Source organism: Amycolatopsis pittospori, assembly GCF_013870525.1.
GTDB lineage: Bacteria > Actinomycetota > Actinomycetes > Mycobacteriales > Pseudonocardiaceae > Amycolatopsis > Amycolatopsis pittospori.
Genome location: NZ_JACBXD010000043.1, coordinates 43,829 through 66,009, shown reverse-complemented (window position 1 = coordinate 66,009; position 22,181 = coordinate 43,829). Strand labels below are relative to the sequence as shown.

General features: G+C 69.8%; 17 protein-coding genes. 10 read left to right on the top strand and 7 right to left on the bottom strand.

The window, feature by feature from the left end; genetic code table 11:
• Nucleotides 1-361: 361 nt before the first annotated feature.
• From H5J31_RS23530 to H5J31_RS23515, 4 genes are read left to right on the top strand one after another with little or no spacing between them, the layout of a single operon-like run.
• Nucleotides 362-2,500, top strand: a complete 2,139-nt coding sequence (locus H5J31_RS23530) for a fibronectin type III domain-containing protein (RefSeq protein WP_328701586.1) — start codon at nucleotides 362-364, stop codon at nucleotides 2,498-2,500.
• The gene (locus H5J31_RS23525; RefSeq protein ID WP_181774799.1) at nucleotides 2,497-3,450 is read left to right on the top strand and encodes an AAA family ATPase; all 954 of its coding nucleotides are present in this window, start codon (nucleotides 2,497-2,499) and stop codon (nucleotides 3,448-3,450) included. The genes H5J31_RS23530 and H5J31_RS23525 overlap by 4 nt, the downstream gene beginning before the upstream one ends.
• A 2-nt stretch (nucleotides 3,451-3,452) precedes the next feature.
• Nucleotides 3,453-4,580: a DUF58 domain-containing protein gene (locus H5J31_RS23520; protein ID WP_181774798.1), complete on the top strand. Its 1,128-nt coding sequence runs from the start codon at nucleotides 3,453-3,455 to the stop codon at nucleotides 4,578-4,580.
• Entirely contained in the window at nucleotides 4,577-6,733 is a 2,157-nt protein-coding gene (locus H5J31_RS23515; protein WP_181774797.1) for a transglutaminase TgpA family protein, read from the top strand. The genes H5J31_RS23520 and H5J31_RS23515 overlap by 4 nt, the downstream gene beginning before the upstream one ends.
• A gap of 173 nt (nucleotides 6,734-6,906) precedes the next feature.
• On the opposite strand, the gene H5J31_RS23510 is transcribed toward H5J31_RS23515, so the two are convergent.
• Nucleotides 6,907-8,328 (bottom strand): serine/threonine protein kinase, encoded by a 1,422-nt coding sequence (locus H5J31_RS23510; protein ID WP_181774796.1) that lies wholly within the window; start codon nucleotides 8,326-8,328, stop codon nucleotides 6,907-6,909.
• Between the two features lie 102 nt (nucleotides 8,329-8,430).
• Between H5J31_RS23510 and eccD the strand changes: the two genes are divergently transcribed.
• Entirely contained in the window at nucleotides 8,431-9,813 is a 1,383-nt protein-coding gene (gene eccD, locus H5J31_RS23505; protein WP_181774795.1) for a type VII secretion integral membrane protein EccD, read from the top strand.
• Between the two features lie 4 nt (nucleotides 9,814-9,817).
• Entirely contained in the window at nucleotides 9,818-11,251 is a 1,434-nt protein-coding gene (gene eccB, locus H5J31_RS23500; RefSeq protein WP_181774794.1) for a type VII secretion protein EccB, read from the top strand.
• Between the two features lie 93 nt (nucleotides 11,252-11,344).
• Here eccB and H5J31_RS23495 read toward each other — a convergent pair whose 3' ends face one another.
• The 5 genes from H5J31_RS23495 to eccCa all read right to left on the bottom strand — a co-directional run bounded on the left by H5J31_RS23495 (nucleotide 11,345) and on the right by eccCa (nucleotide 18,918).
• Nucleotides 11,345-12,547 (bottom strand): hypothetical protein, encoded by a 1,203-nt coding sequence (locus H5J31_RS23495; protein ID WP_181774793.1) that lies wholly within the window; start codon nucleotides 12,545-12,547, stop codon nucleotides 11,345-11,347.
• Between the two features lie 11 nt (nucleotides 12,548-12,558).
• On the bottom strand, nucleotides 12,559-12,978 hold the full coding sequence (locus tag H5J31_RS23490; RefSeq protein WP_181774792.1) for a hypothetical protein: 420 nt from the start codon (nucleotides 12,976-12,978) through the stop codon (nucleotides 12,559-12,561).
• A gap of 10 nt (nucleotides 12,979-12,988) precedes the next feature.
• Nucleotides 12,989-14,335, bottom strand: coding sequence for a hypothetical protein (locus H5J31_RS23485; protein WP_181774791.1), 1,347 nt, complete (start codon nucleotides 14,333-14,335; stop codon nucleotides 12,989-12,991).
• 90 nt (nucleotides 14,336-14,425) lie between these two features.
• Nucleotides 14,426-14,845 (bottom strand): hypothetical protein, encoded by a 420-nt coding sequence (locus H5J31_RS23480; RefSeq protein WP_181774790.1) that lies wholly within the window; start codon nucleotides 14,843-14,845, stop codon nucleotides 14,426-14,428.
• Nucleotides 14,846-14,943: 98 nt separating this feature from the next.
• On the bottom strand, nucleotides 14,944-18,918 hold the full coding sequence (gene eccCa / locus H5J31_RS23475; protein ID WP_181774789.1) for a type VII secretion protein EccCa: 3,975 nt from the start codon (nucleotides 18,916-18,918) through the stop codon (nucleotides 14,944-14,946).
• 132 nt (nucleotides 18,919-19,050) lie between these two features.
• On the opposite strand from eccCa, the gene H5J31_RS23470 reads away from it, so the two are divergent.
• Together H5J31_RS23470 and H5J31_RS23465 are read left to right on the top strand one after the other, a co-directional pair.
• The gene (locus tag H5J31_RS23470; RefSeq protein ID WP_181774788.1) at nucleotides 19,051-19,404 is read left to right on the top strand and encodes a hypothetical protein; all 354 of its coding nucleotides are present in this window, start codon (nucleotides 19,051-19,053) and stop codon (nucleotides 19,402-19,404) included.
• Nucleotides 19,405-19,415: 11 nt separating this feature from the next.
• Entirely contained in the window at nucleotides 19,416-19,718 is a 303-nt protein-coding gene (locus tag H5J31_RS23465) for a hypothetical protein (protein WP_181774787.1), read from the top strand.
• 348 nt (nucleotides 19,719-20,066) lie between these two features.
• Here the strand turns inward: H5J31_RS23465 and mycP are convergent, their stop codons facing one another.
• The gene (mycP, locus tag H5J31_RS23460; protein ID WP_181774786.1) at nucleotides 20,067-21,353 is read right to left on the bottom strand and encodes a type VII secretion-associated serine protease mycosin; all 1,287 of its coding nucleotides are present in this window, start codon (nucleotides 21,351-21,353) and stop codon (nucleotides 20,067-20,069) included.
• A gap of 117 nt (nucleotides 21,354-21,470) precedes the next feature.
• On the opposite strand from mycP, the gene H5J31_RS23455 reads away from it, so the two are divergent.
• On the top strand, nucleotides 21,471-21,842 hold the full coding sequence (locus H5J31_RS23455) for a YbaB/EbfC family nucleoid-associated protein (RefSeq protein ID WP_328701585.1): 372 nt from the start codon (nucleotides 21,471-21,473) through the stop codon (nucleotides 21,840-21,842).
• 5 nt (nucleotides 21,843-21,847) lie between these two features.
• The gene (locus H5J31_RS23450; RefSeq protein ID WP_181774785.1) at nucleotides 21,848-22,171 is read left to right on the top strand and encodes a hypothetical protein; all 324 of its coding nucleotides are present in this window, start codon (nucleotides 21,848-21,850) and stop codon (nucleotides 22,169-22,171) included.
• Nucleotides 22,172-22,181: the final 10 nt, after the last annotated feature.

Genomic DNA, 22,181 nt, shown 5'->3' with positions numbered 1-22,181 from the left:
CGCACCTGACTGATCAAGGCTTCGGCGCCGGGCCTCACGCGCCGCCGCCCGCGCGGCCGGAGCGGCGTAGGCGAGTTGGTCGGGAATGGGCTCGGCCCGAGGTATGGCGGGTACCTGCCGGGGGACCGGCGGGGGCGGCGCACTGAACCGCCCTTCGGTCCTGGCCGCGCCGAGATCGGTCATCCTCGTGCCCTCCTCAAGCCGTCTTGCCGCCCAGCCTCCCGGGAGAACATGAGGTTTCGATGACACGACGTCCCAAGCCCGGGACTGGCGGTTTCATCGAAATTTCATGGTTCCTCTCTAACTTCATCCGTATGTACGCACTACTCGCGCGCGTTCGCGATTTCCAGGGCGTCGCGGCGTGAAACCCGAGAAGCGATTCAGCGTGGTGGCGCGCACCCGTGCGGCGGTGGCACTGCTGGTCGCCGGCTGCCTGGCGCTGGTCGGCCTGGCCGTGACCGGGCAGGCGTCGACCCCGTCCGGCCTGGAATTCGTCCAGGTCGGTCACTGGGTCTACAACGACGCCGCCCAATCGGCGTTCCACGTCGACGGCTCGACGAGCCGCGTCGACGCGCGCGCGAACGTGCCCGCCGAACGCGGCAGCCAGGTCGTGCAGGGGGACGAGAACGGTTACGTCGTCGAGCGGAACCGCATCACCGAGTTCGACAAGGCGACCCTGAGCGTGGACGAGTCCTTCCCGGCGCCCGCGCCGGAGACGCCGTTCGTGCTGGAGATCGCCGGCGGACCGTATCTGGTCTACCGCAACGCCGGCCGGATCGTGCGGCTCGGCGATCCGGCCGCGTCGGTGCCCGCAGGGGGGCCACTGTCCCGGCCGGTCGCGACCGCCGACGGAACGGTGTGGGTGCACCGCATCGACAACGGTTCGATCTGTGAACTGCCCAAGGGCGCCGCGGTGCTGACCTGCACCGCACAGCTCCCGCCGGGACACGGCGGCGGGCTCACCCTGGTCGGAGACGCACCGGTCGTGCTCGACATGACCGGTGACAGCCTCCATCGTGTCGGGCGGGACGGGCTGGGGGAGGCCCTTCCGCTCGGCATCAAACTTTCGCCGTCGGCCCAGGTGGCCAACAGCGCCGTCGGGGACCGGCTGGCCATCGCCGACCCGGAGCGCAACCAGCTGCACCTCATCGACATCAGCGGCCTCGACCAGGACCGCCCGTCCGCCAAGCCGATCTCGGTCGAGCTGACCAAGGGCAGCCGCTTCAACGGCCCGGTTTCCTCGTCGAACGTCGTCGCGATGGTCGACGAGACCCGCCAGGAGGTCCTGACCTACGACAGCGCCGGCACGCTCAAGTCGACCACGAAGGTGCCCGACAAGGGGGCGGCACCGAGGCTGACGAAGGGCGAGGACAACCGGATCTACGTCGACAGTTCCGACGGTTCGCACGTGCTCGTCGTCAACGGCGAGAACGGTTCGGTGGTCGACGTCGACGTCGACAAGGAGGCCAACAGCCAGACCGCGGGCGAGCCCTCGTCGAACCCGGAACCGCAGCCGGGCGGCGAACCCCCGCCGCAGCAGCAACAACAGCAACAGCAACCGCAGGCGCCGCTCCCCACCCAGGTGAAGAAGGCCGTCGCCCCGCCGGTGGCGAAGGCGACGCCGCCCGGTGCCCCGAGGAACGTGGGCTCGACTTCCGGGGACGGCTCGATCAAGGTGTCGTGGAGCGCCGCCCCCGACAACGGCGCGCGGATCACCGGGTACCGGTTGAGGTGGTCCGGCGGATCCACGCAGGTCGGCGGATCGGCCCGGAGCGCCACCGTTTCGGGGCTGTCCAACGGGACTTCGTACGTGGTCACCGTCGTCGCCGAGAACTCGGCGGGAGTGGGGGCGGGTGCCAGCGCCAAGGCGGTCACCCCTGGGCCGTCGTCGCGGCCCGCCGGCGCCCCGGTCGTCACCGCGAAAGCCGCTGCCGACGGCAAGGTCTCGGTGAGCTGGACGCAGCCTGATCTCCGCGGCGGCACACTGGTGCACTACCTGGTCAGCGCGACCGGCAAGGGCGAGCGCAAGCTTTCCGCGACGTCGACGGAGTTCACCGGGGTCACCGGAACCGCGACGGTGACCGTCCGCGCGGTCACGAAGTTCGGGTCGGGTGCCGCGCTCACCGGTACGGCGGGCAGCAAGAAGGTCACCGTGCCGGTGGCTTCGGGACCGCCGACGATCACCATCACCGGCGTGCGGGGCAAGGACAGCACGCTGCTCGTTTCCGTGAACGCCAACGGGAAGGGCGCCCCCGCGACCTGCGTGGCGGAATTCTTCTCCGAGACGAAGCCGGTGGCCTGTTCCGGGGCGACGACCCTCACCATTTCGCAGGTCGCCTGGGTCGGCGCGATCACGATCACCGCCACCATCAAGACGTCCGCGGGCACCGCGTCGGACAGCTGGACCGGCGTGCCCACGGTGAACGGCGGCGGGCTCTTCTGGCTCGGCCCCCTCGCGCTGGTCGGCCTGCGCCGACGAAAGGACAAGGAACTTCTGTGACACTCACCCCCAGGGTCGCCTACGAGCAGATCGCCGAGAACGTCCAGTCGGTGGTGCGCGGCAAACCGGAGGTCGTCCGGCTCACCGTGGCGGCGCTGTTCGCCGAGGGCCACCTGCTGATGGAGGACGTGCCCGGCGTCGGGAAGACGACGCTGGCGCGGTGCCTCGCGGCCAGTATCGGCGGCCGGTGGAACCGCATCCAGTTCACGCCCGACCTGCTGCCCGGCGACATCACCGGCGTGATGGTCTACCACCAGAACGCCGAGCGGTTCCAGTTCCACCCCGGCGGCATCTTCGCCAACGTGGTGCTGGCCGACGAGATCAACCGCGGCACGCCGAAGACCCAGGCCGCGCTGCTGGAGGTGATGGCCGAACGCCGGGTCACCGTCGATTCGGTCGGCCAGGCGGTACCGCGGCCGTTCCTCGTGGTGGCGACGCAGAACCCGATCGAACTCGAGGGCACCTACCGGCTGCCCGAAGCGCAGTTGGACCGCTTCCTCATGCGGATTTCGGTCGGCTACCCGGACCTGGAATCCGAGATGCGCGTGGTGATGGGGGATTGCGCCGGGGTGAACCCGGACGAACTCAAGCCGGTGCTGAGCATCGAGGACGTGCAGCGGGTGATCGACGAGGTCCGGAAGTCCCATCTGGCACCGGACATCGTCAACTACGCCGTCCGGCTGGCCGCGGCGAGCCGCACGCATCCGGACGTCCGGTACGGGGCCAGCCCGCGTGGCAGCATCGCGCTGATCCGCGCCGCGCAGGCACTCGGAGCCACCTACGGCCGCAACTTCGTGACCCCGGACGACGTCAAGGACGTCGCGCATCCGGTGCTCGACCACCGTCTCGTGCTGACACCCGACGCGGAGCTCAACCAACGGCGGACGTCCGACATCGTCGACGAACTGCTGGGTGCGACGGCCGCCCCGATGGCCGCGATGGGGAGGTAGGCGTGCGGCTCACCCGCCGCGGCGTCATCGTGCTCGCCCTCGCCGCCGGGTTCTACGCCCTCGGCGAGCTGGCCGGGTACACGTTCTTCCGTGCCATCGCGGGGATCGCGGCGGGCGCGGTGCTGATCGCCTTGGCCACCACCAGGTTCCGGCCGAAGGTGGAGATCAGCCGGACCGTCAGCCCGGACCGGGTCGAACGCGGCAAACCCGCGCTGGCCTCGCTCGTCGTGCGCAACACCGGTGTACGCAGGCACGGCGGTTTCGCGGCGGGGGACGGGATCGGGACCGAAACGCATCGCCTGCGCGTCCGGCCGCTCGCACCCGGCGCCGAAGCCACTTACCACTACGAGCTGCCGACGACGGCACGCGGAAAGCTGCAGGTGGGCCCGCTCGTGGTGAACCGGCCTGACCTCTTCGACCTCGCCCGCGGCGATCGCTGCGTCGGCGGCACGGCGTGGTTGTGGGTGCATCCGCGACGGCACGCGGTGCGCGCGGCGCAGGCCGGGCATCCCCGGCACCACCACGAGGGCCCGATCACCGATCCGCCGCTGCGGGGTTCGGCGGATCTGCGCGCGGTGCGGGAGTACGTGATCGGCGACGAAGTCCGCCATCTGCATTGGAAGGCGACCGCGCGGACCGGCAGGCTCATGGTGCGTGAGTACGCCGATCCGGCCCAGCCGCGGTTCACCGCCGTGCTCGACACGCGCCGTTCGGCGATGAGCCCGGCCGTTTTCGAGGAGGCGGTCGAAGTGGCCGCCTCCCTGTTCTACGCGTCGGCGTCCGCCGGGCAGCACTGCAGGTTCATCACCGCGACGGGAGCGGACACCCTGACCGACAGTGGGGTGCGCGCGGCCAGGACGTTGCTGGACGAACTCGCGCTCGTCAGCCAGGACGCGGCGGACGGCGCCCCGCTGCTACCTTCGGCGCTGGCCGCGGCCCGGCGTCCCGGCGGGGTGCTGGTCGTGATCACCGGCCCGGACGCCGAGCTCGGCCACGCCGCCCGCTGGCGGCCCGACACCGTGATCCGGCTCGGCGACCTCCGGCCGTCGGCGGGTTCACGTGGCCTGATCATCGCCGTCGACGCCGCCGGTGCCGCCGCTCAGTGGAACTCCAAGGCAGGGCAGGCATGACCGCCGGATTCGACCGGATCGCGGTCGCCGGACTGCTCGGCGCGACCGCCGTCGCCGGGCTCCTGTTCACGCCGGTGTTCGGGTGGACGTCGTTGCTCGTTCCGGTGCTCGTGGTCGTTCTCCTCGGCTACGCCTGTGCCGAGCTGACGGAACGGTTCCCGAAACTCGTTCCCTACCGGCCGTTGCTCGTGGTGGTGCTCGGTCTCCTCGGGCTGATCGAGACGGTGCTGTCCTCGACCACGCTCGCCTTCCTGCCGACGGCGACGTCGCTGCGGGGGCTGGCGCGCGGGTTCACCGAAGGCTGGCAGCTCACGCTCCAGTCCACCTGGCCGGCGCAACCGGTCCCCGAACAGCTGCTGTTCGTCCCGATGTCGGTGCTGCTCGCCGTCGTACTCGGGCTGGAGTTGTCGCTACGGCTCAAGAAACCGCTCCTGGCCTTGCTGCCGAGCCTCGCCGTAGCCGGACTCGCCCAGGCGTACCAGGCACTGACCGGCATCGAGGCGGTGGCGGCGGCATTGGCCTACGCGCTGCCCGCTGGGCTCCTGCTGTGGGCGGGCCGTCGTGTCGACTCCGCGAGCCAGGCCGGGTCGCGCTTCTCGTGGCGGGCGACCGGATCGGCGGTCTGGCCCGCACTGTCCACTGTGGTCGCGCTCATGGTCGGGGCGGTCGTGCTCGCCGGGCTCGACCCGGTGGACCGCGAACCGATGACACTCAAGGACTCCCAGACCGCGCCACCCCCACGGAGCAGGCTCACCAATCCGCTCGACGAGATCGCCCAGCGGCTCACCCAGCCCGAACACGAGGTGTTCCGCTACCGCAGCGACACGCCGGTCGACCACTGGCGACTGATCGTGCTGAACGGTTTCGACGGCGCGAACTGGCTGGCCGATTCGCGGCTCCGCCGGGTGGGCGCCGGTCTCGACGGCGCGCCGGACGGCGCGGCCGGGTCCGCCGAACTGCAGCTGCGCGGGCTCGCGGGACCGTGGCTGCCGAGTCACCCGGATCTCACCGGGGTCGACGGCCTGACGCCGCTGGTCGACCAGACCGCGGGCACCCTGATGGCGGATTCGCCGTCGGCCAGGAACTACCGGCTCAGGTGGTCCACTCCCGAACTCGACGGACTGGACAAGGGGGAGGTCGACGCGCGGGCGGGCGGTCTCGGCGCGCTCGGGCCGGTGCCGCCGGACGTCGAGCAGGTGGCCAGGGAGGCCGTGCGCGGTCTGCGTCCGACGTTCCAGTCCGCGCTGCAGCTGGAACGCTTCCTGGCCAAGAACTATCAGGTCGCGGTGGGCCAGGATCTGCCGACCGGGCACGGCTGGCCGCAGTTGCGGGACTTCCTGCTGGAGAGCAAACGCGGGACGAGCGAACAGTTCGCCGCCGCCTACGTCGTCCTGGCGAGGATGAACGGCATCCCGGCCCGGCTGGTGGTCGGGTTCCGCGGTTCGGACCGGACCGAGGGCGGGATGAACGTCGTCCGCAACCGCGATGTCCTGGCGTGGCCCGAAGTCGCGGTCGCCGGAGCGGGCTGGGTACCGCTCGACCCGACGGCGTCGGCGGGCAAGGCGGGGCAGGAACAGACCGGCCCCGGCAAGGCCGTCGCCCGGGCCAGGGCGCAACTGCCCGCCGAACAGGAACTGCGTCCACCCCAGCTTCCGCCGGGGACACCGCAGGAACCCGCCGAAGACCAGAACGCCGACGCCGGCACGACCTGGTGGTGGATCGCGGCCATCGGGGTGATCGTCCTCTTCGGACTGTTCTGGCTCCTCGGGGTCCCGGTGGCGAAGTCGGTCCGCGCCCGGCGCCGGCGTCGTCGTTCCGGTGCCGAAGGAGTGCTCGGGGCCTGGGACGAGATCCGTGACCGGTTGCGCGCGCACGGCGTGCCGTTCCGCATCGGGATGACGCCTCGGGATCTCGCCGAGTCGGCGGGGGCCCTTGCCGGGGAGGGGATCCGCGAGCCCGTCGCCAGGCTGGCCAAGGTGCTGGACGTGACCTTGTGGTCCGGTGTCCCGGTGGGGGACGGCGCCGTCCGGCGGGCCTGGCAGGAGGTGGGCGAGGTACGCAAGGGACTGGCCGGGAGACCGTTCGCGGCTCGGGTGCTGGCGGCACTCGAGCCGCGGACCCTGGTGCCGCTCAAGGCTTCGCGCCGGTCTTGAGTGGTAGCGGGTCGTGAGTGGCGATTCGGGTTAGAACCCTCATCGCCACTCACGACCCGCTCGACCCAGCGCGGTCCGCGGGTGAGACGGTGTTGCGAAAGCCACTTTCGCAACCTTCAACGTTGCGAAAGTGGCTTTCGCAACCTCTCCGATCGGCGCTACGGCTGGCTCCCTCAGGGCGTGCAGCGGGCGCCGCGGATCGGGACCGGGTCGGTGGTGTAGATATGCCGTCCGTCGGTCGCCCGGAGCTGGAAACAGTACCGTCGGGCGGGATCGACGGGGACGTCCATGCTGCGCTGGCGGTGGGCGACGAGCTGCTTCGTCTCCACTCGCTCGCCCGCCATGATCACGACGAAGTCCAGTTCGCCTTCCGCGGTCCAGGTGAGCTGCACGTGGTCGCTCTGATCCTTGGGCGGGGCCAGTTCCAGCTTGACGTTCGGGGCCGGGGCGGATGCCGCCTGGGGCGGGATCGCGGCCGCCACCGGGACGGCCTGCCCGCCGACCTCGGCCGGTCCGAGGAACAGCGGCACCACGGCCAGCCCGGCGACGAGCACCCCGGCGCCCGCCAGCGCGACGGGCCGCCAGGGGATCCGTCGTTCGGATTTGAGGGGGCCGCTGAATTCGCGGATCAGGGTGCGGCCGCCGGTCGGCGGCGCCTGCAGCACCTGGACTTGCGGGTTTGACGGGGCTCGCGGGGACGGAGTGGCGGGCGGCGGAAACGCGGCGAAGTCGTCGAACTCGACGTCGACGTCCTCTTCTTCGCTTGCGACGTCGGAGGATTCCCCGGTGACGATCTCGCCGCCCGGCTGCCGCAGTTTCGTGAACAGCCGCGCCAGGGACGCCACGTCCTGCGGCCGGTCGCCGGGTTCCTTGGCCAGCAACCGGAGGATCGTGCCGGAAAGTTCGCGCGGGACGGCGGGATCCGTGATCGGCGCCACCGGTTCCCGCAGTACCTGGAGGATCCGCTCGCCGGGCTGCTGCCCGGTGTGGTGCGGGAACGGCGGCGCGCCGGTCAGCGCGGCGTAGAGCACCGCGCCGAGTCCATAAAGGTCGGACGCGGGGGAAAGGGTGTCGTCGCGCAGGGTTTCCGGCGCGGTGAACTCGACGGAGTACATCGGGTCGCGCGGGAATCGCCGCCGCAGAGCCACGCCGAAGTCGGCGAGTACGAACTCGCCCGTCGCGCGGTACAGCACGTTGTGCGGGCTCACCCCGCCGTGCAGGACGTCGGCCCCGTGCGCCGCCGCGAGTGCCGACGCGACCGAGGCCGCGAGGGCGAGTACGTCGGAAACCCCCAGGCGGGCACCGGAATCCAGTAGTCCGGCCAGCGATCCCGGGCACAGTTCGCGCCGGATTCCCGAGCGGCCGTCGGCGAAGGTGACGATTTCGTCGATCTGCACGACGGAGCGCGTCGCTCGCACGGCGGTCAAGGACTTTCGTTCGCGCTCCAGCCACGCCGACGTCTCACGGTCGAAGGCACCGGGGAACATCTTGACCGCGAAATCGTTGCCCGCGGCGGGATCCCGGCCCGCGTACACGGTGGCGATGGGTCCCTGGGCGAGTAGCCTCGGTCCGCCGACGCCTGCCTCGATGCTCATGTCCCCATTGTCGCCCAAGAAGGCCGGTTTCGGCGTACTTTCCCGGCGGCAGGTTCCTGCCGAAGCGGCCCGATGGCCCCGATGGTGGCCGACCCTTTTCCCATGCAGACTGCCGGCCTGGTCAGGGTCACCATCACCACTCCGCACCGGCGCATCGACATGGCGCTGCCGGAACACGCGTCCGTCGCCGAAATCCTTCCCGGCCTGCTCGCGCGGGCGGGCGAGGGGATGGCCGACGACGGGGTCGCCGGCGGCGGCTGGCAGTTGCGCCGCGCCGACGGGACACCCTTCGATCTGGACCGGACGCTGGGCGCGCACCGGGTCCGGGACGGGGAGATCCTCCATCTGACGCCGCGCCGCGCCGAATGGCCGGAGCCCGAGTACGACGATCTGGTGGACGCGATCGCCACCGGTTCCGGCCGCACCGGCCGGGCCTGGGGGCCGCGGCACACGCGGCAGGCGGGGCTGGCGATCGGCGCCGTGGCGACGTTGTTCGGTCTGGTCGCGGTGCTGCGCGCCGGCCCGCCGTGGACGTCGCCGGCGTCGTGGGCGCTGGCCGTTTCCGCGCTGCTGCTGGCCGCGGGCGTGCTGCTCGCGCGGGCGCTCCGCGACGCCGGTGCCGGGGCGGTCCTCGCGGCCGTCGCGCTTCCGTTCGCTTTCGCGGGCGGTGGTCTGCTGCTGGCGGGAGACGACCCGATCGGGGAGCTGACCGCCGGTCATCTGCTGCCGGCGAGTGCGGCGCTGCTGCTCGCGGCCGTCGTCGGCCATCTCGGGGTGACCGCCGCGCCGGAACTGTTCGCGGGCGCGGCGATGGTCGGCCTGCTCGGCGTACTCGGCGGCTGGCTGGCCACGTTCGACGAACTCGCGGGTTACCGGTCCGCGGCCGTGATCGGCGGCGGCGTCCTCGCGCTGTCGACCACTTTCGCCCCACTGGCGCTGCGGCTCGGACGGGTACCGATGCCGGTGCTGCCGCGCTCGACCGCCGACCTCGTCCGCGACGATCCACAGCCGCCGCTGGAACTCGTGCACGCCGCCGTCGCCAGGGCGGACGCGTTGCTCACCGGCATGCTGGGCGGTGCGGCCGTCGTCGTCATGTACTGCCAGTTCCTGCTGATCCGCAGCGACAGCGAGGCCGCCGTCATCCTCGTCGCCCTGCTCGCGGCCGGATTCCTGGTGCGGGCGCGGTTGTATCCGATCCTGCGGCAGCGGCTGCTGGTACTGGTGACCGGGATCTTCGGCGCCGGATGCATGCTGGCCGGCCCGCTCATGGCGGATCACTCGCTGCTGCTCGTCCTCGCCGGACCGCTGTCACTGGCGGTGGCCGCGGGCGTGGTCGCGTCCGGCGTCGTCCTGAGTACCAAGGCCGCGAACCCCTATCTGGGCCGGATCGCCGAGTATTTCGAGATCCTGGTGATGATCGCGATCGTCCCGGTGGCTTGTTCGGTGCTCGGCCTGTACGGCTACGTTCGCGGACTGGGGGGCTGAAACCATGGCGTCCAAAAGGGATCAGCTGCAGGCGTACCAATTCCTGGTGCAGCGCGCGATCTCCGCGCTCGTCACCCGGGAGACCGATCCGGAGCAGCCGCCGTTCCGCCGTCCGTCCGGCGCCGCTTTCGCCGGTGTCGCGCTGGCGATCGTGGCGCTGGCGTGCGTCGGGGTGTACGGCATGATCGTGCCGGGCGGGAACAACGCCTGGCGCAAGGAAGCCGCGGTCATCGTCGAGAAGGAGACAGGCACCAGGTACGTCTACCTGGACGACCGGCTGCACCCCGTCGCGAACTACGCGTCCGCGCTGCTGTTGCTCGGCGATCACCGCACCACGGAACGGGTTTCGCGCGACTCGCTCGCCGGAGTCCCGCGCGGCCCCCGGATCGGCATCCCCGACGCGCCGGACGCTTTGCCAGGCCCCGAAAAGCTGCTCACCGGTTCGTGGTCGCTGTGCTCCGCGCCCGCGAGTGACATGGCGGGAAGCCGGATCGAGGAATCGGTCCTGCTGGCGGGCGCCTCGCCTTCGGGCGGTGCCGATCTGCAGGATCAGGCGCTCCTCGTCGAATCGACGTCCACCGGTGACCGGTTCCTGGTGTGGCGCGGGCACCGGCACAAGATCAACGACTACGGCGCCGTCGGCACGGGCCTCGCGCTCACCGCCGAACCGTGGGCGAGGGTCGGCCGGGCGTGGCTCGACGTCCTGCCCGAAGGCACACCGATCGGCCCGCTTCCGGTGGCCGCGGCCGGTGAGGTGTCCACCGCCGTACCCGGCCGGACCGACATCCGGAACGGGATGCTGCTGATGGTGCAGACCTCGGGCGGCGGCAGGCAGCACTACCTGGCCGAACGCGACGCCCTGCGGCCGATCACCGAACTGCAGTACGACGTCCAGCGCGCGAGCGCCCAGATGATGGCCGCCTACCCTGGTACAGAGCCGAAAACCGTGCCGCTGCCGCCTTCCCTCGCGACCATGTCGAAGCAACTGGACCCGATCCAGGCCGAAGCGGGCGCCGCTCCGGGAGTCCGGCCTTTCATCGCTCGCCTGCGAGACCAGGACGCCACCGTCTGCGCCACCTTCGGCGACGGCTCCGCGGCACCGTCGTTGACGATCGACCCAGCGCTACCGCCCGCGGATCCGATGTCGACGACCGCCCGCCGGACCGCCACCGGTACCCCGCTCGCGGACCGCGTCCACGTACCGCCCGGCAACGCGATCGTCGTCGAAGCGATGCCTTCGCCCTCTGCGCCCGTCGGGACGCTCACCGTCGTGACCGACATGGGACGCCGCTATCCGCTGGCCTCGCCGGACGTCCTGAAGATGCTCGGCTACCCGTCCGCGCGCCCCGTCCGCCTTCCCGCCGGCCTCGTCGCCCGCCTGCCCGAAGGCCCGAGCCTCGACCCGGCCTCCGCCCGCCGCCAAACCCTGGGCGGCTGACGCCCGGAGGCCCACCCGTCCGCGCCCAACCCGGAACGCCGTGAAGGCCTCCTTCCCTACTCTCAAGGTAGGGAAGGAGGCCTTCACGTACTTCTAGCGGGAAGTCGTCCGCCACAGATCCTCGTCGAGCATCTGCACCGAACCCGACTCCGTTTCCCCGGACCGGCGATCCCGCGGCAGCGTGAACCCGGCGTCCGGATTGCCGTTGGCCGCCCGGCCGCGCAGCTTCGCCGGAACCCCGTCGCTGCCACCGGAAGACGCCCTGCGGGTCGAGCCGTTCCGTCCCGTCGGCTGGTCACTCGACCCGGGCCGCAGCGTGCCCGCCGTGTTCTGGCCACCGGCGTGCGGCGGCGACATCGGGGACATCGGACTCGATGCGGCCTTCGCGCCGGACGACGTCGTGGCCCCCGGCTGGACCTCCGAAGCCAGGCTGGGCGCCCGTTTCGCCCCGACAGGCTTGGCCGCGACCGGAAGCCCGGCCATCCCGCCCGCCGCGCCGAGACCACCGAGCAGACCCGACGGCACCGGTGGCGCGCCGGAACCACCGGGCAGCCCGCCGAGCGACGGAACCGATCCGGCCGCCGTCGGCAGCGGAGCGAGACCGGCGAGCGAGACACCGGAAGACCCCTCATAGCCGGGAATGTCCGGCAACGAGACATCCGGGGCCGTGCCGCCGCTTCCGCCGACGCCGAGCGATTCGCCCAGTCCTTGGAATTCGCTCAGCGTGTCCATTCCCGCCTGGGCGGCCTTGATGAAGTCGGCCGGGGTGTTGCCTTCGGCGGCGGGACCGACCGTCGGCACCATGTGATCGGGGGACTTGATCCCCGATGCTTCGACAACCTGCAGCATCGACACGTCGAACTGCCCGCCCAGCAGGGTCATCCTGCTGCCGGCGGCCTGCTGGATGGCCAGCATTTCGAACGCGCCCAACGGATTGAGGCGCGCCAGGTTGTAGGCCACCTCGAGGCCCTGCATCTCCAGGTAGGCCTCCGTGATACCGGACGCCAGCGTCGTCAGTGTCTCGGCGGGTTTGGCCATGTCGATGCGGTCGCCCCAGAACTTCAGCTCGGCGACCGAACGCTGCATCTTCTCCTGGAGCTGACGGCCGTTGTCGTCCGTCCACTCGGGAGTCAGCTCGCTGACCCGGCTGTTCAGCTTGACCTGTGCGTCTTCGATCCAGCTCCGGGCTTCGGTCCACATCTGCGCCGCCTCGTGGAGGACCGGCACCTTGGCGTGCTCGGCGCGGATCATCCCCATCAGCATTTCCATGGGGAACGGGTTGTAGACGGCTGTCATGGTTTCGCTCCTCAGACGGAGGCCGACGGGGCGTCACCCGCGGCGTCGGTGGACGGCTTTTCCTCACCGGTCTGCGACGTTCCCGTCGCCGCGGAACTCTTCACGAAGTCCACGCCCTGCTTGATGACCTTGGTCGCCTTGTTCGCCAGTTCCAGCGCACTCGCCGCGTCGGCGGCGCTGTAGGTGATCGCCGCCGTCCTGGTCTTCCCCGAGAACGTGAGGATGTCCTCGGTCACCTTCCCCATGAACGCGGCCATACTGGCGGTCGCCGCCTTGTCCAGTACGGACATCGCGACACCTTCGAACAGGCCGGTGAGGCTGGGCATGCCGCCCAACCTCGTCCCGACCGACGAAGGGATGTCCGGTGCGGTGAGTTGCTGAGACACCGCTGTCATCGCGGTGATGTTGCCGTTGATCTCGGTTCCGGGCATGGCCCCCTCCTCAATGACCGGCGCGGTAATTCGCCGTCTTTCCCTGGGAATCCGTCGGTTTCTCGTTCACGTGCCACAGCTCTTCGTCGAGCAGGTGCACGGTGTCGTTCTCGGCGTCCCAACGCCGCTGCGCCGTCGCCGGCCGCGTGCCGCCACCCTTGGATCGCCCGAGGAGGGCGACACCGGGCGTGGCGCCGGACTTCGGACCACGCTGTCTGCCGGAGCCGGCGTGGTCCGCGTCGCCCGGTTTGATTCCGCCGGCCGAGTTCTTTCCGCCGCCGTTGGGCGGCATCATCGGTGGCGGCATCCCCCCGGCGCCGGCGGCCGAGGTCCCCGAACTCGAACCGGCGCTCGTTCCCGCCGCGGCGGCGATCCCCGGTGACGAACCGATGCCGTTCATCGCGCTTCCCGGCAGGCCGTTCGCGGTGGGGCCGGTGGGCAGGCCGCCGGGCCCGCCTACCCCACTGCCCACGTCCGGCAGGCCACCACCCGCCAACGACGGCATGCCCGAGCCGCTCGAAGCGCCCAGTGGTTCGTCGAGGCCGGGATAGGAGGAACTTTCGTAGGGCGGGAGCGCCCAGTCCCCGGGGTCGATGGAGCCGGGGTCGGGCAGGTTCACGTTCGAGCCGGCACCCAGCAACTGCTGCGCCGATTCGGCTGCCTGGCTCAACGCACTCAGCGCGTCTGTGGCCTGCTCCAGCGCACTGGGGGTGCTCACCGGATTCTGCGGGGTGGCGGGTTGCTCCGGATCGCCGGGATTCGGGTCGGGCAGGGTCGGTGACTCGTTCTGGTTCGGCCCGCCGGTGCCGGTGGGCGAAGGCCCCGTGCCGTACGAGGGGAGACCTGAGCCGATCTCACCACTAGGGCCGTCCCAGGCGCGGCCGCGGGCGGCGAGCATGGCCCGCCCCGTCACCTGATACTGCGCCGCGATCTCGTTCAGCTTGTTGCCGAGATTCGCCCGGGCGGCCGGTTCGTTCTTGGCATCACGCTCGACGTTCGAGATCTCCCCCGCGGCGACCCAGGCGCCGAGGACGAGGTGTGCGTCGGCGTTGGCCAGCTGCTCGATCACTCCCGATTCCGTGATGCCCCCTTTCAGGGGCTGATCGAAGGCGATGCGTGCGAACGCGGGAATGCTGCTCCCGCTTCCGGAGAATCCTTCGAGTCCTCCCCACGAGCCCAAGGAGAACGTGCAGTTGTTCCGCAGCCTGTCCACGAACTCGCGGCCGGGGCCGTCGAGCCAGCCCGAAGCCACCTCGTTCGACGCCTCCCGGAGCATGAGGTGGGTCCGGTCGATCCATCTTTCGGCCTCTTCCCACATCTTCTTCGCGGCTTGTAGCCGGGGGCGGGTATGTTCCAACTCGGCACGGAGAATCGCGACTTGGTCCGGAAAAGAGCGAGTGCGGTAATCGGTCATCGAAGGCCTCGGTCAGGGTCGAATTCGCTGGGATCAACGTGGTGTGACGTTCGGCCACAGGCCCGGCCATGGACTGGTGGCCACCGTCGGCGGAGCCAGGGGACTCGGGCCCAGCGCACTCGGCGACATTCCTTCGACGGGGACATACGATTCGCCCTGTCGCGACCTCTTCGTCAGCTCCCAGACAGCGGCTTCGCTCGCGTTCTGGTACGCGTTCAGGCTGCTTCGCGCGATGGAAATGTAGCCCCAGACGCCCTTCTCGGCCGCGGTAAGGAAGTTCTGGAGCGACGTCGTGCTGTCCCGGTCCGCGGTCGCGAGTTGCCGGCATTCGTCCATGCCGCCGCAACCGTCGCTCAGATCTCGCTCGATTTTCTGCGGATGGGACGCCTGGCTCGCGACCGTATCGGCGAAGCGCTGGATGGCGGGCAGGTAGGCGTTGATCCCTTGTCCCATTTCCCCTCCCAATTCATGCGATGAAGACCCATTCGTTCACCGAAAGCCAAACATCACCGCGACCCTCGGTGTGATACCCGGCAGGTTCCGGCCAGATGTCAGGAATGCCGGGGCGGAAGCCAGGCGAGTTGTACGAGGCCCTTGTGCCCGCGACGGTCGACGAGCCAGCCTCGGCCGGGAGGCAGCACCTGGGCGCGCATGCCGCCGAGCAGTGGCCCTTCGTCGCGATCGCCCGACATCATCAGGCCGGGAGTCCCGACCTCGCGCAGGCGGGTGAGGAACTGTTCGAAGAGGCCGCGGCCCGCACCGCCGGATCGCCGGGCCAGCACCACGTGCAGGCCGATGTCCGAACCCTGCGCGACCAGCGGCAGCAGCGGCATCAGGGGATGCCCCTCATGCGTGGCCACCATGTCGTAGTCGTCCACGAGAACGAAGATCTCCGGGCCGTGCCACCAGTTCCGGGCACGCAACTGCTCCGGCGTGACGTCCGGGCCGGGCAGTCGCTTGGCCAGGGAAGCGGCCACCTCGCTCAGCATTCCGCTGCTGTGCGAGTCGTTGGTGCCGTAACCGAGCAGGTACTCCTCACCGACTTCACCGAGCAGTCCGCGCCGGTGGTCGACGAGGATGATCCGCGCTTCAGACGGCGCGTAGGTGTTTTCGATCCGGCGTGCCAGCGCGCGGAGGAACGACGTCTTGCCGGATTCGGTATCGGCCAGCAGGAAGAAGTGCGGATCCGCGGCGAAGTCGAGCCGCATCGGTGAAAGGTCGTGCTCGTGGATGCCGACCGCGAATCCCGCATCGGGACCGGTGGTCGCGTCCTTCACCGGAAGTTCCTCGAAGGGGAACATGCCCGGCAACAGTCGCACGGACGGCGCCGGAGCACCCGGCCACGCCGCCTTGACCGCCTCGACCAGCCCGTTCAGCCCGGTGGACAGGTCGTCGGCCTTCGCGACGCCGTCGATACGGGGCAGGGCCACCAGCATCTGGTGCCCGCTCATCGCGATACCGCGGCCAGGTGCGTCGGCGGGCACGCTCATCGCCGCGCGCCGGTTGATGACGGAGTCGATGGGATCGCCGATCTTCAACTCCAGCCTGCTGGCGAACAGGTCCCGGACGTTCATCCGCAGATCGAACGAGCGCGCGCAGCCCGCCACCACGTGCACGCCGTAGGACAGGCCGCGTGCGGCGATGTCGCCGACCATCTCCTCCAGATCGGGGAAGTCGTTGCGTAGCGTCTGCCAGCCGTCGACCACCAGGAACACGTCGCCGTGCGCCTGGTCCGCGAACCGTCCTTCCGCACGGAGCCTGCGATAGGTCACGATGCCGTCGATCTGCTGCTCGGCGAACATCCGTTCCCGCTGGGCCAGCAGGGTCGCCACCTCGGCGACCGTGCGCCGGACGGCACCGGTGTCCAGCCGTCCGCAGACACCGGCGACGTGGGGTAGCCCGGCGATCGAGGCGAGGGTGCCACCGCCGAAGTCGAGACAGTAGAACTGTGTCTCGCGGGGGGTGTGCGTGAGTGCCAGACTCGTGATCAACGTGCGCAACGTCGTGCTCTTGCCGGTCTGCGGTGCACCGAGGACCAGAACGTGCCCGGCCGCGCCGGAGAGGTCGAGTACCAGCGGGTCACGGCGTTGCTCGAAAGGCCTGTCCACGGTGCCGATCACCGGCCGCAGCGACCCGGCCAGGGAAGCCGAGTCCGCGGTGAGCCCTCGTTGCGGGTGATCGACGAGGCCGGGCAGCAGTCCGTCCAAGGTAGGTGATTCGTCCAACGGCGGCAGCCATACCTGGTGAGCCGGAACGCCCTGTCCTTCCAGCCTGTCGACCAAGATGTCCAGCAGCGTCTCGCCGACGGTGTCGTCGTCGGGATCCTGCTCGTCGGACACTTCTTCGCCCGTATCGACTTCGGCGGTGAGATAGGACGTCGTGTACTCCTGCAGCACCAGTTGTTCGCCGGGAGTCGCCATCGCACCGCCACCGGTGGCGCGCTGGTACACGCCGGAGACGTAGGCGGACCGGAACCGGTCCATCTGGTCGGTGCCGACCTTGAGGAACCCGTGTCCTGGCGCCCTCGGCAGCCGGAACGCGTCCGCGACGCCCAGTACGGCCCGGCTCTCCATCTCGGAGAACGTTCGAAGGCCGATCCGGTACGACAGATGGGTTTCGAGCCCCCGCAACCGTCCTTCTTCGAGTCGCTGCGAGGCCAGCAGCAGGTGTACGCCGAGCGAACGGCCGACTCGTCCGATCTGGACGAACATGTCGATGAAGTCGGGCTTGGCGGACAGCAGTTCGGAGAATTCGTCGCAGATCACCAGCAGGGTCGGCACCTCGGGTAGCGGGGCACCCGCCGCGCGTGCCTTCTCGTAGTCACGCAAGGAGGAGAAGTTCCCCGCCGCACGTAACAACTCCTGGCGGCGGATCAGCTCGCCGTTGATGGCATCGGTCATCCGGTCGACCAGGTGGAGTTCGTCGGCGAGGTTGGTGATCACCGCGCTGGTGTGGGGCAACGCGTCGAGCCGGGTGAACGTCGCGCCGCCTTTGAAGTCGACCAGCGCGAAGTTCAGCGAGTTCGGCGGATGCGTCACGGCGAGCGCGAGAACGAGGGTTCGCAGCAGTTCGGATTTGCCGGAGCCGGTGGCGCCGATCAACAGACCGTGCGGGCCCATCCCGTCCTGGGCCGATTCCTTCAGATCGATCTCGATGGGGACGCCGTCGGACTGGATGCCCAGCTTCACCCGCAACCGGTCCCGGTTCGGCCTGGGTTCCCAGGTGTCGGCCGGATCGAACTCGTAGGGATCGCCCAGATCCAGCAACTCGGCCAGGCCGAGTTCGGCGCTCATCGGGGCGTCGCCCCGGAGCCCCGCGGTCAGTCGCAGCGGTGCCAGTTGCCGGGCCAGGCCCTCCGCCGCGACGACGCCGAGCGAGTCGGCACGGCCGAGCGGTGTGTCACCGTCGGTGGTCTCGCTGACCAGGTCGCCGGCGGCGTCGACGTCCAGCACCACGGTCGTCCGGTCCAAGGCCCTCGGTGGCATGGTCGTCAGGTCCACAATGGTCACTCCCTCGACACCGCCACCGGTCATCAGGTGATCGGAACCGGCGATCGAGCCACCGTCGAGTACGACCACGAGATGTGGACCGGGAACGCGGACGTCGGCCTCGGGGTCGAACCTCGGCCGCTTCGAGAGTTCCTCTTCCAGCATCGATTCCAGTGCTTGGACGGTCGAGGCCACCAGCCGCAGCGGGCCGAGGGCGTCGGTGCGGTCCGGATGCAGGGCGTGCGGCAGCCATTTGACCCATTCCCAGTCCGGACGCCGCACTTCGCTCGTGCAGATCGCGATCCGCATGTCGTCCGGTGACTGGAGGGTGACCAGTTGAGCGAGGAAGGCCCGCAGCATCCCGAGGGAGGCGTCGCGATCGCCGCGCAGGTGAATCCGGCTGAAACCGTTGACCGCGATGGCGATCGGCAGCCTGTCGACAGTGGAGTAGGTGGTGATGAACCGGCGTAGTGCGAGCGCCGACAGCGGTTCGAGTTCCTCCAGCGGTTTGGTGTCGGGTGCGACGATGGTCGCGGCCGGGACCTGCGGGCCGGTCCCGATCCGGGCGATGGCGAAGTCCTGGTCGTCCTTGCGCCGTTCCCAGAGCCGGTAGCTGACCGCCAAAGACCACAGCGTGGCGGGATCCGGGTGCAGGTACTCCATCGTGCGGCGTTGCCCGCGCACCGAACGGCGCAGCCTCAACCGGTGCTGGGCGAGATGGCGCAGGTACTTGCGGCGGGCATGACCCATTTCCCGTTTGCTCGGGCCGCCGCCCTGCAGAAAGCCCATGAGGACCATACCGAGCATGCCGACACCCATCATCCCGAAGATGACGAACCGCATGGACCCGGCCATGCTGCCGGAGTACATCATCAACATCGCGGCCATCATGGCCACCATCGGCAGGACCGCGAGCACTTGAGTCCACTGCCGCGCGGGCGGGGGCGGGATCTCCGGCGGCGCCTGCAGGAGTAGTTCGCCCGCGGGCATCTCCGGTGCCGGTTTACGGGCCGGCCTCTTCACCACGACTGTCGCCATACCTGTCGATGGTTCGCGAACGAGGACTTCCGGCGGAGGCGTTGGCAGGAACGTGCCGTAGGGCCGGACCCCGGCCGAATCGAGGGTTAGCTGGATCAGGTCAGGCACGTGACGAGAGAAACGGAGGGGTGAATGAGCGGAATCGTCGATTTCGACTTCGCGATCGTGCAGAACCTGATCGGCAATACCGACAGCAGCCAGCAGGATCAGCTCAGTGCGCACCGGTCCCACCAGGGACGGGACTACGACCACATCAGTGGCGGTCTCGCGGGTGTGGTCCAGAACGCGGCCATGTCGGTGAACCAGGAACGTTCCCAGATCTACGACCAGGTCCATGCCTTCGCGCAGACACTCGTGGAGAAGGGGAATTCGACGGTCAGCGCCACCAACGGGTTCCAGGCCGACGCACAGCAGGCGATGGCCAAACAAAGCTTCTTCGACGGCGGGGCCATCAACAGCGGAATCAATCCGGCCACCCAGGTCTGAAAGGACAGGCGATGACAGGCGGAGACCACTTCAAGATCGTTTACGACGCCCTGACCACGGCGGGCCGGGACATTCAGACCACGGCCGCCGAGATCGGGCAGAGTGCCGACGACCAGCTCAACCGGATGCGCAACGTCATCGGCGCGGGCTGGGGCGGCAACAACGCCGAGGAGATGGGGCAGCAGTTCGCGCTGATGCAGAAGCGGACCGGCTACCACGTCGACGGCATGAACGAGAACGGCCGCGGCTACGAGAACGTCAGGCACATCGGGCAGACCTGCGAAGGCCAGGTCAGCAACATCATCAATTCGTAGCGGTACCCCGTACGAGCGGAAGCCCCGGCGCGATCCTCGCGCCGGGGCTTCGGTGTTCTTGAGGGGTGAGGCAACGGGTCGTGATTGGTAAGTCGCTTGAGAACGGCACTCGCCACTCACGACCACAACCGGCCCGTTCGCCGGGATGACCGTGTGCCCGGAGACGTGACTCGCGTGCTTGGTGACGCCACTCGGGTGTGCGGCGTCCAAGCACACGAGATCCGTCTCCGGGCACACGAGATCCGGGCCCGTGAGTGCGGTGTCGCGTCACGCGGGCCGGCGCCTCGCCCGGGTCACGCCGCGGTTGCCTCACCCCTCAAAGAGAACGACACCTATCACTCACGAGCCTCATTTCCCGGAGATCAAGAAGATCTGTTCGGGCGGTTCGATCACGGCCGGTTCGGCGGCCACCTCGGCTGCTCTGCCGGGACGCCAGCCACGCCGACGTCCCCGAGGGAGGAGTCCTGCCAGCAGCGATGCGAGCACGATGGCGCCGATCAGCGCGACAGTAAGCCATTTCGCCGCCGTCGCCGTGTCCGCGCGAGCCGTGTCCCGCGCGAGCCGTTCCTGATCCGGTGGCGTGGGGACGAACGCGGGCAAGGAGCCCGGCTTCGCGGTGTCCATTCCGTCGGTCACCGCTCGATAGGGGTCGACCACGCCGGCGCCGTACGCGGGGCTTTCCGCGCCACCACGCGCCGGGCTCGCCGTCGCCATCAGTCGGCGCGCCACCTCCGCGGCGGACAAACCCGGCCAAGCCGACCGGACGAGTGCGGCTGTCCCGGAGACGAACGGTGTGGCGTAACTGGTGCCGTCGGAGTACAGGTGCCCACCGGCTCTCGCCGAAGCCAGTACTTTGGCGCCTGGCGCGACGACGTCCACATAGCGTCCTATCTGGGATCCGGACATCCGTGCCCCGTCGATGTCGATGGCGCCGACGCCGAGCACTCCGTCGTAAGCGGCGGGGTAGGACGGAAGTTCCGTGGCCGAATCGCGCTGGGTGTTCCCGGCCGCGGCGATCACCAGGGCGTCCCTGGACACCGCGTAGGCGACCGCGTCCCGGATGACGGCGAAGTCGTCGTGACCGGCAAGGGAAAGATTGATCACCTTCGCCCCTTGGTCTGTCGCATAGCGGATCGCGTTGGCCACCACTTGCGGATCGATGCGCAGCGATTCACCCTGGTTGCCGACGTCGCGGTCGGTGATCCGGACCGGCAGGATCCCCGCGTCCGGGGCCACGCCGTGGAAACCGACGCCAGGGGCCGGATCGGCGGCGATGATGCCCGCGACGCCGGTGCCGTGCGATACGCAGTCGAAGGCTCCCGGAAACGAACCCGCGAGGTAGAAGTCACGACCCGGTCGGACCTTGCCCCGCCCGCCCAGTTGCGGATGGTCGGCGTCGACACCGGAGTCGACCACGGCGACCAGTACGCCGGCGCCCCGGCTGTACGGCCAGACACGCTGTGGTGCGAGGAGTTGCTGGGCCCACGGTTGCGCCCGGACAGGGGGACGCGCGGGTTCGGGATCGTGACAGGCGCCGGGCGGTGGCGCCGCGTGTGCCGCGCCCCCGCCGGCAAGGGCGTTGACGGCCGCCGTGGCCACCACGGCGGCGACGGCGGATACCCGGACTCGTCTCATGCGGCCATCGTCCGGCCGGGCCCGGCCGGAGCCGGGCGCATGGCCGCAACCGGCCACTCCGTCATTTCGGGACCGCACCCACCCGAGACTGGTCGGCACGCGATCGAGGGAGAGACCGTGGAACCATCTTTCGACTCGGACATGTACGCCGATTACGAGCGGCTGGCCGAGGACGTGCGGACGATGCAGGAGCGGTTGGCCGCGATCCGGGCCACCGTCGATTCGGACGACGGCCTGATCAGCGCGACGGTCGGAGGCGCGGGAGAACTGATCGAGCTGTGGCTGGACCCTCGTGTCTACCGCACCCTGGATTCGGCCGCGCTGGCGGAGAGCATCACCGGGACCATCCACCGCGCCGCCGGGGTGTCGCAGAAGGAAGGCCTGACCATCGCCGCCGGCTTCCTGCCACCCGAGTCCACTGTGGAGGCCGCGGACCTGCGGTTCGGGCCGGCCTTGCACCGGCTCGACCGGCCCTCCGGCGGGAGGTGAGCCCGATGGCCACCGATCGCAACGGCGACGGCCGTATCGACATCTTCATCGAGGACACCAGGCGGGAGTTGACGGCACTGCGCTCCGCTGGAACCGCGTTCCAGGAGAAGTGGGGGGCACTTCGCGGTTCGATCGAAACCCTCACCGGGCAACTCGGCGGCGGAAAGATGGGGGAGATGTTCGCGGACTGCAAGGCGAACACGCCCGTCCTCATGAAGAGCGCCGACTCCGTCACGGTCAACTACGGGAACGTGGCGACCAACGGTGAGACCGGGGTAAAGATCTATGAGGGTGGTCAAACCGAGGCGACCCAGCAGTTCGGCAGCTGAGCGGACGGCC

What these genes read in the sequence shown, in the direction of transcription:
- H5J31_RS23515 (WP_181774797.1), top strand. Translation starts at nt 4,577, where the DNA reads ATGACCGCCGGATTCGACCGGATCGCGGTCGCCGGACTGCTCGGCGCG.
- H5J31_RS23510 (WP_181774796.1), bottom strand. Translation starts at nt 8,328, where the DNA reads ATGAGCATCGAGGCAGGCGTCGGCGGACCGAGGCTACTCGCCCAGGGA.
- eccD (WP_181774795.1), top strand. Translation starts at nt 8,431, where the DNA reads ATGCAGACTGCCGGCCTGGTCAGGGTCACCATCACCACTCCGCACCGG.
- eccB (WP_181774794.1), top strand. Translation starts at nt 9,818, where the DNA reads ATGGCGTCCAAAAGGGATCAGCTGCAGGCGTACCAATTCCTGGTGCAG.
- H5J31_RS23495 (WP_181774793.1), bottom strand. Translation starts at nt 12,547, where the DNA reads ATGACAGCCGTCTACAACCCGTTCCCCATGGAAATGCTGATGGGGATG.
- H5J31_RS23490 (WP_181774792.1), bottom strand. Translation starts at nt 12,978, where the DNA reads ATGCCCGGAACCGAGATCAACGGCAACATCACCGCGATGACAGCGGTG.
- H5J31_RS23480 (WP_181774790.1), bottom strand. Translation starts at nt 14,845, where the DNA reads ATGGGACAAGGGATCAACGCCTACCTGCCCGCCATCCAGCGCTTCGCC.
- eccCa (WP_181774789.1), bottom strand. Translation starts at nt 18,918, where the DNA reads ATGGCGACAGTCGTGGTGAAGAGGCCGGCCCGTAAACCGGCACCGGAG.
- H5J31_RS23470 (WP_181774788.1), top strand. Translation starts at nt 19,051, where the DNA reads ATGAGCGGAATCGTCGATTTCGACTTCGCGATCGTGCAGAACCTGATC.
- H5J31_RS23465 (WP_181774787.1), top strand. Translation starts at nt 19,416, where the DNA reads ATGACAGGCGGAGACCACTTCAAGATCGTTTACGACGCCCTGACCACG.
- mycP (WP_181774786.1), bottom strand. Translation starts at nt 21,353, where the DNA reads ATGAGACGAGTCCGGGTATCCGCCGTCGCCGCCGTGGTGGCCACGGCG.
- H5J31_RS23450 (WP_181774785.1), top strand. Translation starts at nt 21,848, where the DNA reads ATGGCCACCGATCGCAACGGCGACGGCCGTATCGACATCTTCATCGAG.